The sequence below is a fragment of the Fructilactobacillus sp. X7R4C1 genome (genome assembly GCF_059901115.1).
In genome coordinates, this window is record NZ_JBWXVD010000003.1 from 61,402 (window position 1) to 75,066 (window position 13,665).

17 protein-coding genes are annotated in these 13,665 nt (G+C 40.5%); 4 read left to right on the forward strand and 13 right to left on the reverse strand.

Going from position 1 to position 13,665, the window contains the following annotated elements:
• Positions 1-11 precede the first annotated feature (11 nt).
• From croR to AC6UC9_RS04270, 9 genes are all read right to left on the reverse strand, one after another.
• A complete protein-coding gene (gene croR, locus AC6UC9_RS04230) occupies positions 12-698 on the reverse strand; it encodes a response regulator transcription factor CroR (protein WP_500694021.1) in 687 nt (228 codons plus the stop codon).
• Positions 699-836: 138 nt separating this feature from the next.
• Entirely contained in the window at positions 837-1,577 is a 741-nt protein-coding gene (locus tag AC6UC9_RS04235) for a DUF1129 family protein (RefSeq protein WP_500701228.1), read from the reverse strand.
• A gap of 9 nt (positions 1,578-1,586) precedes the next feature.
• Positions 1,587-2,684 (reverse strand): redox-regulated ATPase YchF, encoded by a 1,098-nt coding sequence (gene ychF / locus AC6UC9_RS04240; protein WP_500694023.1) that lies wholly within the window; start codon positions 2,682-2,684, stop codon positions 1,587-1,589.
• 14 nt (positions 2,685-2,698) lie between these two features.
• Positions 2,699-2,890 carry a DUF951 domain-containing protein gene (locus AC6UC9_RS04245; RefSeq protein WP_500696940.1) on the reverse strand — a complete coding sequence of 64 codons (192 nt, stop codon included), beginning with the start codon at positions 2,888-2,890 and terminating at the stop codon, positions 2,699-2,701.
• A gap of 13 nt (positions 2,891-2,903) precedes the next feature.
• Positions 2,904-3,788 carry a ParB/RepB/Spo0J family partition protein gene (locus tag AC6UC9_RS04250; protein WP_500701229.1) on the reverse strand — a complete coding sequence of 295 codons (885 nt, stop codon included), beginning with the start codon at positions 3,786-3,788 and terminating at the stop codon, positions 2,904-2,906.
• Entirely contained in the window at positions 3,772-4,545 is a 774-nt protein-coding gene (locus AC6UC9_RS04255) for a ParA family protein (protein WP_500694026.1), read from the reverse strand. Before AC6UC9_RS04255 ends, AC6UC9_RS04250 begins: the two co-directional genes overlap by 17 nt.
• A 15-nt stretch (positions 4,546-4,560) precedes the next feature.
• Positions 4,561-5,283 (reverse strand): 16S rRNA (guanine(527)-N(7))-methyltransferase RsmG, encoded by a 723-nt coding sequence (gene rsmG, locus AC6UC9_RS04260; protein ID WP_500701231.1) that lies wholly within the window; start codon positions 5,281-5,283, stop codon positions 4,561-4,563.
• Positions 5,284-5,429: 146 nt separating this feature from the next.
• Positions 5,430-6,347: a ribonucleoside hydrolase RihC gene (rihC, locus tag AC6UC9_RS04265; RefSeq protein ID WP_500701232.1), complete on the reverse strand. Its 918-nt coding sequence runs from the start codon at positions 6,345-6,347 to the stop codon at positions 5,430-5,432.
• A gap of 99 nt (positions 6,348-6,446) precedes the next feature.
• Positions 6,447-7,280 (reverse strand): alkaline phosphatase family protein, encoded by an 834-nt coding sequence (locus AC6UC9_RS04270; RefSeq protein ID WP_500694029.1) that lies wholly within the window; start codon positions 7,278-7,280, stop codon positions 6,447-6,449.
• A gap of 124 nt (positions 7,281-7,404) precedes the next feature.
• Here AC6UC9_RS04270 and AC6UC9_RS04275 point away from each other — a divergent pair, with 124 nt between their 5' ends.
• The gene (locus tag AC6UC9_RS04275) at positions 7,405-8,028 is read left to right on the forward strand and encodes an SGNH/GDSL hydrolase family protein (protein ID WP_500701234.1); all 624 of its coding nucleotides are present in this window, start codon (positions 7,405-7,407) and stop codon (positions 8,026-8,028) included.
• Between the two features lie 25 nt (positions 8,029-8,053).
• On the opposite strand, the gene AC6UC9_RS04280 is transcribed toward AC6UC9_RS04275, so the two are convergent.
• From AC6UC9_RS04280 to AC6UC9_RS04290, 3 genes are all read right to left on the reverse strand, one after another.
• Positions 8,054-9,253, reverse strand: a complete 1,200-nt coding sequence (locus tag AC6UC9_RS04280; protein ID WP_500701235.1) for a zinc ribbon domain-containing protein — start codon at positions 9,251-9,253, stop codon at positions 8,054-8,056.
• 93 nt (positions 9,254-9,346) lie between these two features.
• Positions 9,347-10,786 carry a zinc ribbon domain-containing protein gene (locus AC6UC9_RS04285; RefSeq protein ID WP_500701237.1) on the reverse strand — a complete coding sequence of 480 codons (1,440 nt, stop codon included), beginning with the start codon at positions 10,784-10,786 and terminating at the stop codon, positions 9,347-9,349.
• A gap of 11 nt (positions 10,787-10,797) precedes the next feature.
• A complete protein-coding gene (locus tag AC6UC9_RS04290; RefSeq protein ID WP_500701239.1) occupies positions 10,798-11,634 on the reverse strand; it encodes a DUF6574 domain-containing protein in 837 nt (278 codons plus the stop codon).
• A 253-nt stretch (positions 11,635-11,887) separates the two neighbouring features.
• On the opposite strand from AC6UC9_RS04290, the gene AC6UC9_RS04295 reads away from it, so the two are divergent.
• Both AC6UC9_RS04295 and AC6UC9_RS04300 read left to right on the forward strand, forming a co-directional pair.
• Positions 11,888-12,145 (forward strand): hypothetical protein, encoded by a 258-nt coding sequence (locus tag AC6UC9_RS04295; protein WP_500694034.1) that lies wholly within the window; start codon positions 11,888-11,890, stop codon positions 12,143-12,145.
• 125 nt (positions 12,146-12,270) lie between these two features.
• Positions 12,271-12,498: a hypothetical protein gene (locus AC6UC9_RS04300; protein ID WP_500701241.1), complete on the forward strand. Its 228-nt coding sequence runs from the start codon at positions 12,271-12,273 to the stop codon at positions 12,496-12,498.
• Positions 12,499-12,547: 49 nt separating this feature from the next.
• Here AC6UC9_RS04300 and AC6UC9_RS04305 read toward each other — a convergent pair whose 3' ends face one another.
• Positions 12,548-13,177: a YdhK family protein gene (locus tag AC6UC9_RS04305; protein ID WP_500695798.1), complete on the reverse strand. Its 630-nt coding sequence runs from the start codon at positions 13,175-13,177 to the stop codon at positions 12,548-12,550.
• A gap of 205 nt (positions 13,178-13,382) precedes the next feature.
• On the opposite strand from AC6UC9_RS04305, the gene AC6UC9_RS04310 reads away from it, so the two are divergent.
• Entirely contained in the window at positions 13,383-13,628 is a 246-nt protein-coding gene (locus AC6UC9_RS04310) for a hypothetical protein (protein ID WP_500694037.1), read from the forward strand.
• Positions 13,629-13,665 lie beyond the last annotated feature (37 nt).

The window sequence follows — 13,665 nt, forward strand, 5'->3', positions numbered from 1 at the left end:
CCTCTTATTATTTATGCTTCCACTTTGTAGCCGACGCCCCAAACGGTTTGAATCACTTTTTCACCGCCAGTGGCTTCTTCAATCTTGTCACGTAAATGACTGACGTGAACCATGACGGTTTTAGCTGAAATGATACTTTCTTGTTTCCAAACGCGCTCAAAAATCTCATCAGCTGAAAAGACCCGGTTAGGATGGCTGGCAAGAAGGTACAAAATACCAAACTCCAGAGCGGTTAACTGGATTTCTTTGCCGTCTTCCGTCTTAACTTCGTGTGAATCCTTATTGATAGTCAGTGGACCCACGTTTAAAATGTCAGGCTTGTCCTTAGTGACATCGTTTTGACTTCTTCTAAGCAGGGAACGAACCCGTGCCATGATTTCCAATGGGTTAAATGGCTTGGTGACGTAATCATCAGCTCCAGAAACCAATCCCTGAATTTTATCCATATCAGCCGTTTTGGCGGACAACACAATGATCGGAATCTGGGAGTCTTTACGGATTTCTTTAATAACATCAATCCCACTCATTTCCGGCATCATGATGTCTAAAATTACCAAGCCAATGTCTGGCTCAGTGCGCAAAAGTGATAATGCATCACTACCGTTATAGGCTGAGATTGGTTCGTAACCTTCGTTTTTAATGTAGATTTCTAATAATTGTGCGATTTCTTTATCGTCATCAACAACTAAAATTTTCATTTTAATTACCTCGAATTCACTGTTTTCTTTCAGTTTATCAGATTGAAAACAGAGATTAACCAAAATTGTTTTAATATTATAAACATTTAAACTTTCACATCAAAAAAATCGTAGACCAGTTGATCCACGATTAATTAATTAATTTCGGTTCCCGGTAAATAGTCCATTGGTAATTGGGAAACGATGACGCATGTACAAAATTCCCGCAATTCCAATTACACCAATCACTGCATCAACAATCGGACTGGTAATCGGGTTAATTACTCTCGGAATATACGTTCCACCAAAGAAGACTAGCATCCAAATTGCGAACAATAGAACCATCATCAAAGCTCGAATGATGCCATTATATTTATGTTTTACTCCCGGAGCAAACAAGTTAGTCATAAGTGGCATCCCTGCACCAGCAACAATGGAGGAAACGAATATGCCAGTAATCCCCATTACACCACCTTTTGATGCTTGCGAAGAATTAATGAAGAACATGGCCGCGTACAAGAAACAGAACAGGACCAAAAACCACAAAAAGTTGTACGTGGCATCAATCACGTAGGTGATGGGCGTCATCTTTTGGGGTTTCTTTGGTGGATGAACCGTGACTTGCACTTTATGAGCAACCGTTCCATACAGATTCTTTGCGGTCACCCCACTCTTTTGGGCCCTTTTTAGTTCATTTACCATCGTACTGATTTGAGCAGCCTGCTTTTCTGGCTCCAATTTGGTTTCCGAAAGTTCCTGCTTAAACTTATACATGTATTCAGCATTTCTCTTGGTCAAACCAACGTGATCAAATTGTTCTCGTTCAGCAATCTTAGTGTTTGAGTGATGTTGATGCTGTTTTGCTTTAGCATTTCGTTTTCGATTATCTTCCTCGCTCATAATTTCCTCCTAGACGTTGAACCTAAATTCTGCAATGTCTCCATCATGCATGACGTAATCCTTACCTTCAACCCGCAATTTTCCGGCCTCTTTAACGGCATTTTCACTTCCGTATTTATCCAGGTCTTCAAAGGACATAATCTCAGCTCGAATAAAGCCTCGTTCAAAATCAGAATGGATAATTCCAGCGGCTTGAGGTGCTTTAGTGCCCTTCTTGAAGGTCCAGGCTTTGGTCTCTTTGCCACCTGCAGTAAAGAAGGTTTCCAGTCCAAGCAATTTGTATGAAGCCCGAATCAACTTATTTAGACCAGGCTCACTAACCCCCTCAGCCTCAAGAAAGTCAGCTTTATCATCATCACCTAGTTCAGCGATTTCCTGCTCGGTTTCTGCCGCAATTCCAATTGCCTGCGCACCGTGTTTTTGAGCATAGTCTTTAACCATTTTAAAGTACTTGTCACTTTCTGGATCCGCCATCGATTCTTCGCTGATGTTAGCGACATACAAGACGGGTTTAGAAGTCAAAAGAAACAATCCCTTAACGATCTTCTGCTCGTCTTCATCAAAATCAATATCGCGGACAGCTCCGCCATCTTCAAGCACCGGTTTAATCTTGTTTAAAACATTCAGTTCTTCCTTGGCTTCATCTGAGCCCTTTGCTGCTCTTTGAACTTTTCCAATTCGTTTATCAACGGCATCTAAATCAGCAATTCCAAGTTCGACGTTGATCGTTTCAATATCGCCAATGGGGTCAACGGTTCCCGTAACTGAGGTAATATTGTCATCATCAAAAGCCCGAACAACGTGGACAATTGCGTCCACTTGACGAATGTTTTCAAGAAACTTGTTTCCAAGCCCTTCACCTTTACTAGCACCCTTTACAATCCCCGCAATATCGGTAAATTCAAAAGTAGTTGGTACCACCTTTTTAGCCGGGATTAACTCCTGAATCCGGTCCAGCCGTTTATCTGGCACTTCTACCATTCCTACGTTTGGATCAATCGTTGCGAAAGGATAGTTAGCCATTTCAGCACCAGCTTTTGTAATGGCATTAAAAAGTGTTGACTTACCAACGTTCGGCAACCCAACGATTCCCGCTGTTAAAGACATCCTGCTTACCTCTTTTAATTAATTTCTTCGTGTTTTTCTAGTATTTTCTTTAAACGTTTCTCAAATTGTCGTCGACTGATCATCACAATGTGACCACAACCCATGCACTGAACCTTAATGTCAGCTCCCATTCGAATGATTTCCCATCGATTGGTGCCACAGGGATGCTGTTTCTTCATTGCAACGATATCATGCATTCCATACATAAAAATATCCTCCCTAGTCGAGATGAATATCCAATAGGTCTAAAATCCGGTTCAAATCGTCGTTTGACATGTAATCAATCTGGATTTGTCCCTTACCAAGCTTAGAATTGGTCTCATTAATCAAAACTTTGGTTCCAAATTTATCTTGAAGTTGGTCCTCGCTCTCCTTAATGTAGGGAGACTTGGACTTTTTCACTGGTCGTTTACTCTTGGTTGAGTGAGCCTTATTAGCCTTGGCAATTAACTTTTCTAACTGTCTAACCGTGAGGGTTTCATCCTTAGCCTTAGCAGCTAAATTCAAAAGTTGTGATTTTTCTTTGACCGATAAAAGGGCCCGGGCCTGCCCCATTGAAAGTTGCTTTTTTTGCAGCATATCCTTAACGGATTGTGGCAACCCCAGCAAACGAAGATAATTGGCAATGTAAGGGCGGCTCTTGCCTAAGCGTTCTGAAACTTGTGCTTGAGTTAAATTCAGTTTCGTCATTAAAGTATCGTACGCTTGAGCTTCTTCTAGTGGATTAAGGTCCTCACGCTGCAAGTTTTCCATTACAGCGATTTCCATCATTTGCTCTTCGGTAGCATCACGAATGATTGCTGGAATTTTGGCCTTCCCAGCAGCTTTAGATGCCCGAAATCGACGTTCACCAGCAATAATCTGGTAATTATGATTATCAACATCGTGGCGCACAATAATTGGCTGAAAAACTCCTGATTCTTTAATGGACTGGGTTAAATCGTCAAGAGCCTTCTGATCAAATTTCTTTCTTGGTTGATAAGGATTAGGCGAAATTTCGGTTAGGTCAAGATCAACAACTGCTTCGTCATTACTATTAACATCATTGTCCTTAAACAATGCTTCAATTCCACGTCCTAATCCCTTACTATTTTTGTTGGTCATGGGCAGCTAACACTTCCTTTGTCAATTCCATGTATACTTTGGCGCCTTTTGATTTGGCATCATAGTCAATGATCGGCAGTCCATGACTGGGAGCTTCCGATAAGCGAACGTTTCTGGGGATGACGGTGGTGTACACCTTATCCTTAAAAAACTTTCTAACCTCACCATTGACTTGTGCTCCAAGATTAGTACGGGAATCAAACATAGTCAATAACACTCCCTCAATCTTGAGGTTGGGATTAAAGTGTTTCTGTACCAAACCAATGGTATTAAGTAATTGGCTCAGTCCCTCTAAGGCGTAATACTCAGACTGAACCGGGATCAAAATCGAATCACTGGCAGTAAAAGCGTTAATCGTGATTAATCCTAAAGAAGGTGGGCAATCAATTAAAATGTAATCGTACTTGTCAGAGACACTCTCAAGTGCCGTTTTCAATCGAGTCTCACGCGCCATCATGGGGGTCAACTCAATCTCTGCTCCAGATAATTGAATGGTAGCAGGAACAATATCGAGATTTTGATGAGCTGAATGTAGAATAACGTCTTCAATCGGCTCTTCATTAACTAAAACATCATAAATATCTTTATTAATTTTTTGCTTACTAAGACCAACGCCACTAGTGGCATTTCCTTGGGCATCGGCATCAACCAGCAGGACTTTCTTGCCCTTTGTGGCTAGGTCAGCCCCCAGATTAACAGCAGTCGTGGTCTTACCAACGCCACCCTTTTGATTTGCAAGCGATATAACGGTTCCCATGTTGTTCCCTCCTTCTTACTTGATCGGATCCTTATTTGGAGTTCCTGCTTTTCTTGGATACTTCTTTGGTGTCTTGGTGATTTTATCAATGACAATTATATTTCTTACTTCATCGTTTTCTGGTAATTTAAACTCAAAGTCACTTTCGACTTTACCACCTAAAGTTGTAATTGCCTTCTGAGCTCCCTTCAGTTCTTCAGGAGCCCTAGCGGCCTTTAACGCAATTAACTTGCCGCCGATCTTAACCAGTGGGAGGCACAACTCAGACATCACACTCAACCGCGCCAGTGCCCGTGCGGTTGCAAAATCAAATTGTTCGCGATCATTTGACCGCTTTCCACCAAATTCCTCGGCACGAGCATGAACAAGGCGCACGTCAGTCAATCCCAGTTCACTAACTAGTTGTTTCAAAAAAACAATCCGCTTATTAAGTGAGTCCACGATGGTGACCTCTAAATCGGGATTAATAATCTTAAGTGGGATTGACGGAAACCCTGCCCCCGCACCAACGTCTACAATTGACCTTGATTCTCTAAGCTCTGGTATGTAAAAAACGGGAGTAAGTGAATCGTAAAAGTGCTTTAAATACACGTCGTCACGTTCAACGATGGTCGTCAAATTCACCTTTTGATTATAGGATACTAAGAGTTCGTAGTACTTTTTAAACTGTTCTACTTGAAAGTCCGATAGTGAGACATTGTGTTTTAACAATGCCGCTTTAAATTGTTCTGGATTCATTTACTTCTCCTATGTAAAACAAACAATTGGAAACTAATTAAAGTTAAACCAATTTAAATTAGACCCTTTATTCATTATAACGAAAATTTAAAGATTTCGTTACCAAAAAAAGGAAAAAAGTCACCGAGAAATTTACCCCGTTCTGTTTAATCTGGCATCTTTTGAACTTCAGACTTAAACCAGTCATTAAACGCTTGGGCGTCAATGTCAACGGCAACCTTAGCATTGGTTTGACCATGATGATAAGCACCACGAATATCACCAACGGTGGCGCCATTGGCGGGTCCAGTAGTTTGAATATCAATCCACATCTCTTCAGTAGTAAGTGATTCTGGGTGTAACAGGTAAAAAATCGTATTAACATCGTGCATGGCCACGCCTGCATTACTTTGATCCCCATCACTAGTGATAATGGCAGAGAGCATCTCTCCCGCTCGATTCATTTCCTTAATTTCAGCTAAAGTTTCGTTAGTAAGAAGAGCCTTCTTGGTCACATCAAGTCCAATCATCACAATTGAAACACCACTTTGATACATTATTTTGGCCGCATCAGGGTCAGTAAAGACATTAAATTCAGCAGCACTGGTCATGTTACCACGTCCAAGTGCTCCGCCCATGGCAACAATCCGCTCTAACTTGGCTTTTACTTCTGGATATTCAGACAGTAGGAGAGCAACGTTGGTATAAGATCCCGTTGCGACCAACGTGACTGGTTCTTCACTGTCCATAATGTGGTCATGAAGGGCTTTCACCGCGGTCATTTTCAATGGCTCTGGCAGTTCACCCGTAAAATCATAACCGCGCATCCCAGATTCACCATGAATCCGAGCTGCATCTTCAAACGGCTTTATTAAGGGATTTGCGGCCCCACTAGCGACTTTGACCCGCTCACCATCATGAAAAAAATTAATAATTTTAAGGGCATTAATCGTCGTTTTATCAACCGTTACGTTTCCAGCGACGGTGGTCACCAAGTCCACACCCAATTTTGGCTCATTGAGTGCCACTGACAAAGCTGCTGCATCGTCAATTCCTGGGTCCATGTCCATAATAATTTTTTGCATAATATCCCTCCGTTTTAAATCCGTCGTTATTAGTCAAGTTTACCACACGCATAATTGAATTAGCTGCTTCAGCTTAAAAGCAATCAAAAAAGAGACGGCCTAAGCTGTCTCTTTTTTTAAGTATGGAAGTAAACTTATTGATGGTCGTTTTACTCGATCAAGGATTCCTAATCCATCTAGAACCGTTCCGCCAATCACACTTACTTTATTAACATCTTCAATGTGGCGATCAGTTGATTGGTTATCATACAACATTACTGGTAAAATCTTGTAAGTCGATAATCCATCCTGGGTTTGTGAATCACCAACTCGACTTGAGGTAACAATCAACAAGTCATCATCCTCTAAAGAATCCATCAGTTCTGATAACATGACATCAACTTTCTTCAGTTCCGATGAAAATTGATCCAAATCACCCTCCATAGCGGAGGTCTGAAGATCTGGAACTTGAACGTAAATAAAACCGCTCCGAACCTTTTCCAGCTGATGATTTAATTCAACAAAAGCAGAGGTATTATCGGGTACCTGAATCCGTCTGGAAAAGTCCTGAACCTGAAGATATTCCACAAACCGGGAAATGATCACGGAACTCTTTTCCGCTTTATAAACCTCTTCAAAGACGCTTGACACACGTGAATTAACGGCACAATCAAACATTTCTCGCAGTCCGGATGCGGGTCGATTAACAACGGAATTAGTTCGAACTAATCCGTAAGCGCCCTCGGGATTGACTTCATCTGATGAAGAACGCTCCCCATCAAAAAAGATGTTAAAAAGGCCCAACCGCCGAAGCGATGGTAAATCTGACTTTGAGGATTGATTCAAAACGTGTGAAAGGATGTTATCGCTTGAAGCGTTAAGTTGTTCTGCTTCATTGTCCGAGCGTAATCCGAGTGATGCTAAATCCACAACAATTACCCTTTTATAACTCACGTTTTCATCTCCCATGCGACTTAATAAAATTTAATTATATTCTATAATGCAATAATAAAATGCCCATGTCAATTGACTTAGCAGTAAAATGATAGTATCACAATTCACAACCGAGGTTTAAAAAATGAAATCAATTAATGAAGACAACATCATATTATTAGGTGACTCGTTAACTCGTGGTTTTGACGGAGAAAAAGATTTAGTGCACAATTGGCCCTATTATTTAGGTCAAATTTTACCATTTAACTTCATCAAAAACGCGGGCCAGAATGCCGGTACCATTACCGGAAATTGTGAGCTGGACTTAACCTATCAGGTTAGCCACAACAATTTTGGTGACTACGACATCGCCACGATCTTTTATGGTACCAACGATTTTGCCCACCGCTACGATACTTTAGAAGTCGTTAAAAGGATGTTAAATGAAAACATCCAGCAAATCAAGATCGAAAATCCGTCCATTCAAATTCTGGGAATCCTTCCATTTAACCGCTTCGATGGTGGCACCGATAACTACAACATTGAGGGACTTGCCCACTACACGTTTGGGCAGCTCCTTTGCGGCTTAACCACCGTCTACCGCCAAAATAACATTCCGTATCTGAACTGGCGTAAGGTGGCACCGACCATTGTCGACGACGATAATTATAGAACAAGACTACATGACCATCGTCTTCACCCTAATTCGACTACTTACAAAATGATGGCCGAAACCATTGCCAAATTTATTAAAGCAAACGTCAACTAAAAGGAGCCATAATTGGTTTCCTTTTTTATTTAACCTCATCCAGACCCTTAAGTTTGAGTTGATTATTAACATCTTGCTTAACATCAGCCCGATAATTGGTCGTTTTTGACGCTTTTTGGCCCTGATCGTTAGTTGAATCAGTTTGAACCGCAAAGTCAACGGTGGCTTTCCCCTCCCCAGTACTTGTAACCTTTTTAACGTTTACCTTAATTTGAAGATCTTTAACATCTGGTTCATGATCCTTTTTCGCAATCGTAATCATCTGATTATAGGCTGGGTTACTTTTTCCTCCAACAAAGTTTTGGTCGTACTGAACTTGATCAGCTGACTTTTCGTCAAAAACGTCATGGTTCAGTGGCTCCCACACGGCTTTAAGCAGACCAGTTGCTGCCTTTTTATCAACGAGCTTTTTAAACGGGAGTTTGATCTCAGAGTGATTATTCTTCATCCCGAGGTACTGAACATCACTTTTCATTGGTTTGCCGTCAACACTCAGAGTGGCCCAGATTGATGAATCATCACCAATGGGTAAATTATTGACCTTCGCCTTGCCGTTTTCACCAATTTGAGCAACCGGATGATTGTCAACGTAGACGATGGCGTTTGGGACACTTTGAAGCCCAAACGAAACCACGTTAAACGTCAGGTGCACCGTATCAGATGACTTCATCAAACTAAACTGACCCGAAGTCTTAAGTTGCTTACCACCGGCCGTGGCAGTCGCCTCAATCTGGTGAACTCCCGGGATGAGTGACTTCACTTTCAAATCACCATTGCCATCCGTTTTACCTGCTTTGTTTCCATCAATTGTCACGTTGGCTTCTGAAAGATTGGTCTTAATTTTAGGATCAATTGGTTTAACTACCAGTTGATAACGTGGAAATACCAGGAAATTCTTCCCCGTTTGTTTATAAACCAAGTTGCTTTCAGCCACTTTTTCACCGTTAATCTGCATCTTGAGCCGATTAACTGCTTCGGAATTTTGATCGAAATCGTTAACAAGGGGTTGAAGGGCCTCTTCACTTGGAGCACCCGTTTGCCCGTCAATTTTGATTCCAGCAATCACCTGCTTTTGTTCGTGATTACGCAGGGCATTCACCAAGCGGTCACCACTGGCTTTTTTTGAATAATACTTTGTCCCGGAAACTCCGACCACAATCACGATGATAATTTCCAACACGAGTAAAAAGGCCAAGAATTTATGTGATTTACGTTTTTCTGCCAATCTAATTTCCATCCTTTTATAATATGGGGAAATCATAACATACACCAAACAAAAAGAAACGTAGCACAGAATGCTCGTTTCTTTTATAGATTATTAATCGTTATCGGTACTATCCGATACTTTCTTAACTGACTGGTTACTCTTGATGATAAACGGAAGATCATCAGAATCATCACTGCCAGGATTTCTGACCAAGATGGCATTGTACTCAAACGTCTGATGACGAACCGAACTATTGTCATCGTCGTCATTGTTATCGAAAGTATAATCAACCTGATAAGTGACTTGCGTCTCCCCACTATCATAAGGTGCTACCGATTCGGTCCTTTCACTAGTTTCAAATGACTCAATTTTATCGTTGTCATTATAACTTTTGACCATCTTAAGCATATCCTGACAAGCGGGACTACCATTTCCACCGTCAAAGAAATGGGAAATATCAACGTCGTTACCGGCACCACTCACCTGAGTCCAGAGCGGATTCAAGACCTGATCAGCCTGATCTTTCGTGGCAATCCCATCAAACTTCGGTTCAATCGTGTTGTTATTATCAATGTCTTTTAAATTATAGGGTTTACTCTGAATTAATTTACCGGACTTGCCCTTCATCTGAACTTGAACGTTCATGTTCGTACTAAATGGGTAGTCAGAAAGCTTAAAGCTCCCATTGTCACCAATCGTTCCAACCTTCTTGTTTTGAATCAACACGTCTGATCCTGGTTGCCCCTTCACTGTAAAGGTGATAATTCGAAGTGGTAAGGACGCTGAACTGGCACCATCAATCCAGTCGAATTGACCATTATTGTGCAATTCACGGCCATTGACTTTTCCAGCAGTGGTGATGTTATAAAGACCCGGTGCAAGTGGCCCAATCTTCTTAGCCTTTTGACTTCCCATGTTGCTGGTAATTTGCTTGCCGTTCACACTCAACGAGACGCCATTCAGGTTAGTGGAAATACTAGAATAAACGGGTTTGACCATCAGTTTATACTTAGGGAAAACTAACCAGGTGTTACCCTCCTGCTTAAATTGCAGGTTGTCGGTCACCGGATTATCGTTATCGCGCATGAACTGACTCCTAAGCTTTGATAACTGGTCCTTATTACTAGCATAATAATTAATGGTTGGCTTCATCGCTTTCCCACTAATCTTAAAGTTCGGGTCGTTTGTTTCCGACACATTGGCTAAATTCTTTTCCTGATCATTCTTAATTGCTGAGATGACTCGGTCGACTTGATTAGCTTTTGAATAGTAATTCTTTCCAAAGAAGTAACCACCGATAAGTACCACTACCAAGACCACCACAATCACCCAAATCACTTTAGTAAGTGGTTTCATCTTCTTTTGTTTTTGCGGACGATTAACGTTACTTGTCTGACGCAGGGGCCGACTCCCTGATGTCTTGCGACTTGGTCCTGCTTGACTTTTTGGTGATCCATTAGGAGTTAATTTATACCCACAATTGGGGCAGAACTCATCATTTGCATTAATTCGGTGTCCACAATTGGGACAAAAAGACGCTTCTTCACTCATTTTGACTCCTCCTAGTATCCCTGCCCAAAGTTAGCAGCAAAGTTGTTAATGATCTCTTGAGTCAGCGTTTGAAGTTGAGAGCCCAGGCTATTACCCAAAATAGCTACTAGGACAGCGGAAATGATTGCCACGATAACCGTTACAATCAATAAAACATAGAAACTATCAATCGACCCAAAATTCTTAGAAAAGAGCATTTCATAAATTAACGCCCAACCCGAAATGGTGATGGCCAAGTCGACCACGTAGAGACCAATTAAAAATAAAATTCCAGCGGGCATGACGGCTGATAGAAGCAAACCCACTAACAGTAAAATAATTCCAACGTTTAAAAATTTACCGTACTCATTCGTATAATCACTAAGGCTCATATTGTTGTTCATAATGAAGTGAACTCCGACATAGCCTAAAATCCAAGCTAACAGACCGATTACGGCAATAATCAGTCCTAGTCCTATAACACTCGTGTTAATGACGCCATCCATCTTATGAATAAGTGAGTATGGAACTGATTCAGAGGCCAGTCCACTCTTCATTCTCATTGCTAAAATAAACGAAACTAGCCAGGTCAAAACGGCGAAGATTCCAAGCGAGATATATCCCAGATACTTCTCACTAGCAGCCTCATATTTGACTGGATGTTTAATTGATTCAATGAAATAATTAAACATGCTGGTTAATCCGTTAGAAACGTCAGCCTGTGAATTACGGGGATGTTGCTGCTTTTTTGCTTCATTATGTACCTTGTTACTGCTTGTTTGACTGTTGCCAGTCAACTTAGTTCCACACTTGACACAAAACTTTGCGCCCGGCTTGTTATTAAAATGACAATTAGGACATTCATTCATACTAGTTCCTCCAATTAAATAAATATTAAGATTTTCTTACGTTTACATTATCACATACTGATTAGCTCAATCAAAGGGCTAAGGCACATAAATAAAAAAATCAATTAATTGCGGCATGGGATATCGGTCACTCAACAATTCCCGTTCACCAATTCCCTCAGTGTTCGTGAATTTTGATGAACTATAATCCCATTATTTGATTATTCAACTTATTTAATTATAATTATTATAAGATAATAAAGGAGGCGTGCTTATGATTCATTGTACTGGAAACGATGTTTTTATAAATGATCAAAAACTATACAATACCGTGCAAATGGAGATGCAGGATTCTCATAACTTTTACGAATTTGCTGTCCACATTGCTTATGCCCTAGAGGGTAAAATGGCTGTTAATGACATTGCCAAAATCGTGGAGGCCGCTAGTAACAACCACTTAAAGGTCACCGAAACCATTAACGTTTGTCCTAAAGCTCTTCAAGAAGCACTCAAAAAATCACAGTACCTATAAGAAATTCCTTAGCTTGGATGGGCTAAGGAATTTTTTTGGTTTCAGGTGATGTTATCTAAAACTCATTTGAAGTAATATGATTAGTATCACTGATTAAACTTCAAACTACTATTAATGGAGAAAAAATGAAAAACAAACGCAACGTTCTACGAAACATTAACGATCTCATCTGTGGCATTGCCCTGGTATTTGCCATCATGTTCGCCCACTTCAATATTTTACTAATCACGGTCTTAATCGTTTTTATTGATGAACTCTTATGGGGCATGTTCGGCAAAAACAAGAAGACTACGTGGTATTTAATTGCCGCGATTATTGGTTTAATTGGTGCCATCGGTTACAACTTCATCTAAAATAAAAAAATACTAGGACAATGTCCTAGTATTTTTGAACTAATTTAAATTAGCATTTTTTCATTTCAGTTTGGCTGACCCACTGATGGTTAACGTATTCTTTGCCACCATTAGTTGGTTTGAAGGTTACAGCATAGGCAGGACCGTCACAAACTTTAACAATCTTCCCCTGAGCACCTTTCATGCCGGGCATGTGGTCAGCTTCAACGGTGACTTTTTCGCCCTTTTTCAAGGTAGCACCCTGTTTATCAGCCTTAAGTTGGTCTTTTGTAACGAACTCATGATTTTTAACTTCAGCCTTACCATCGGTTGGCTTGTAATCGATGACATAAAGTGGTGAATCATATGCTCCGGTAACTTTAGCCTTAGCACCTTTCATCCCTTTCATGTGGTTAGCTGATAGTTTAACTTCAGAACCAACCTTAAACTTAGGATTTTTAGCGGCAGCTAAGTCAGTTGGTAGGTTCATCTTATGCTTCATTTGCATATTCATGTCCATTGACTTATCGCCCTTGGTTTCCTTCATGTCTTTTTTACTCATTGTTTTTTCGCTACTGCTACTCGACATATTTGATGACGAACTGGACTTAGAACTACTCTTGCTTTCTCCACAACCAGTAAGTACCAATCCCACACTAGCTACGGCAGCTAACGTAAATAATGTTTTCTTCATTTTCATCTTTGAAGAGCTCCCCTTGATATTTTTATGATGTTTCAACTGCTAAGATAGCACCGTCGACACCAAAAAGTTACTAAAATGACTTACCGTAAGTATATTTTAAGATTCTTATAGATTCCTTCAAAATTAAGTAATATGTTTGCACATTTAACCCTAAAAGTTCATGCTAAATATATATAATCTTATGTTTGTGAGGTGAAAATTAATGGGTACAGAAAGTTTAATCATTTCAATTGTTGCATTAGTTGTGATTTTGATCATTCTAATCGCTCTAGCATGGTTGTTCTACAAGTTTCTCGGTGGTAGAGACAAGGCAGCCTGGAAATCATCAATGCAAATGGCATTCACAATTGCCTTTGGAATCATCGTTGCATTCATCGTAATGGGATTGTTCAAGATGATCGTCGCAGCCATTGCGGCCATGATCGGTATGCAAGGCGGAATGATGTAATTTACTAAAATAATGCCAAATGGCATTATTTTTTTAT

Excerpts from the sequence above, each read along its gene's own strand:
- rsmG (WP_500701231.1), bottom strand. The coding sequence starts at position 5,283 with ATGAATCCAGAACAATTTAAAGCGGCATTGTTAAAACACAATGTCTCA.
- AC6UC9_RS04300 (WP_500701241.1), top strand. The coding sequence starts at position 12,271 with ATGAAAAACAAACGCAACGTTCTACGAAACATTAACGATCTCATCTGT.
- AC6UC9_RS04245 (WP_500696940.1), bottom strand. The coding sequence starts at position 2,890 with ATGTATGGAATGCATGATATCGTTGCAATGAAGAAACAGCATCCCTGT.
- AC6UC9_RS04305 (WP_500695798.1), bottom strand. The coding sequence starts at position 13,177 with ATGAAAATGAAGAAAACATTATTTACGTTAGCTGCCGTAGCTAGTGTG.
- rihC (WP_500701232.1), bottom strand. The coding sequence starts at position 6,347 with ATGCAAAAAATTATTATGGACATGGACCCAGGAATTGACGATGCAGCA.
- AC6UC9_RS04250 (WP_500701229.1), bottom strand. The coding sequence starts at position 3,788 with ATGACCAACAAAAATAGTAAGGGATTAGGACGTGGAATTGAAGCATTG.
- AC6UC9_RS04295 (WP_500694034.1), top strand. The coding sequence starts at position 11,888 with ATGATTCATTGTACTGGAAACGATGTTTTTATAAATGATCAAAAACTA.
- AC6UC9_RS04235 (WP_500701228.1), bottom strand. The coding sequence starts at position 1,577 with ATGAGCGAGGAAGATAATCGAAAACGAAATGCTAAAGCAAAACAGCAT.
- ychF (WP_500694023.1), bottom strand. The coding sequence starts at position 2,684 with ATGTCTTTAACAGCGGGAATCGTTGGGTTGCCGAACGTTGGTAAGTCA.
- AC6UC9_RS04285 (WP_500701237.1), bottom strand. The coding sequence starts at position 10,786 with ATGAGTGAAGAAGCGTCTTTTTGTCCCAATTGTGGACACCGAATTAAT.
- AC6UC9_RS04255 (WP_500694026.1), bottom strand. The coding sequence starts at position 4,545 with ATGGGAACCGTTATATCGCTTGCAAATCAAAAGGGTGGCGTTGGTAAG.
- croR (WP_500694021.1), bottom strand. The coding sequence starts at position 698 with ATGAAAATTTTAGTTGTTGATGACGATAAAGAAATCGCACAATTATTA.
- AC6UC9_RS04275 (WP_500701234.1), top strand. The coding sequence starts at position 7,405 with ATGAAATCAATTAATGAAGACAACATCATATTATTAGGTGACTCGTTA.
- AC6UC9_RS04310 (WP_500694037.1), top strand. The coding sequence starts at position 13,383 with ATGGGTACAGAAAGTTTAATCATTTCAATTGTTGCATTAGTTGTGATT.
- AC6UC9_RS04290 (WP_500701239.1), bottom strand. The coding sequence starts at position 11,634 with ATGAATGAATGTCCTAATTGTCATTTTAATAACAAGCCGGGCGCAAAG.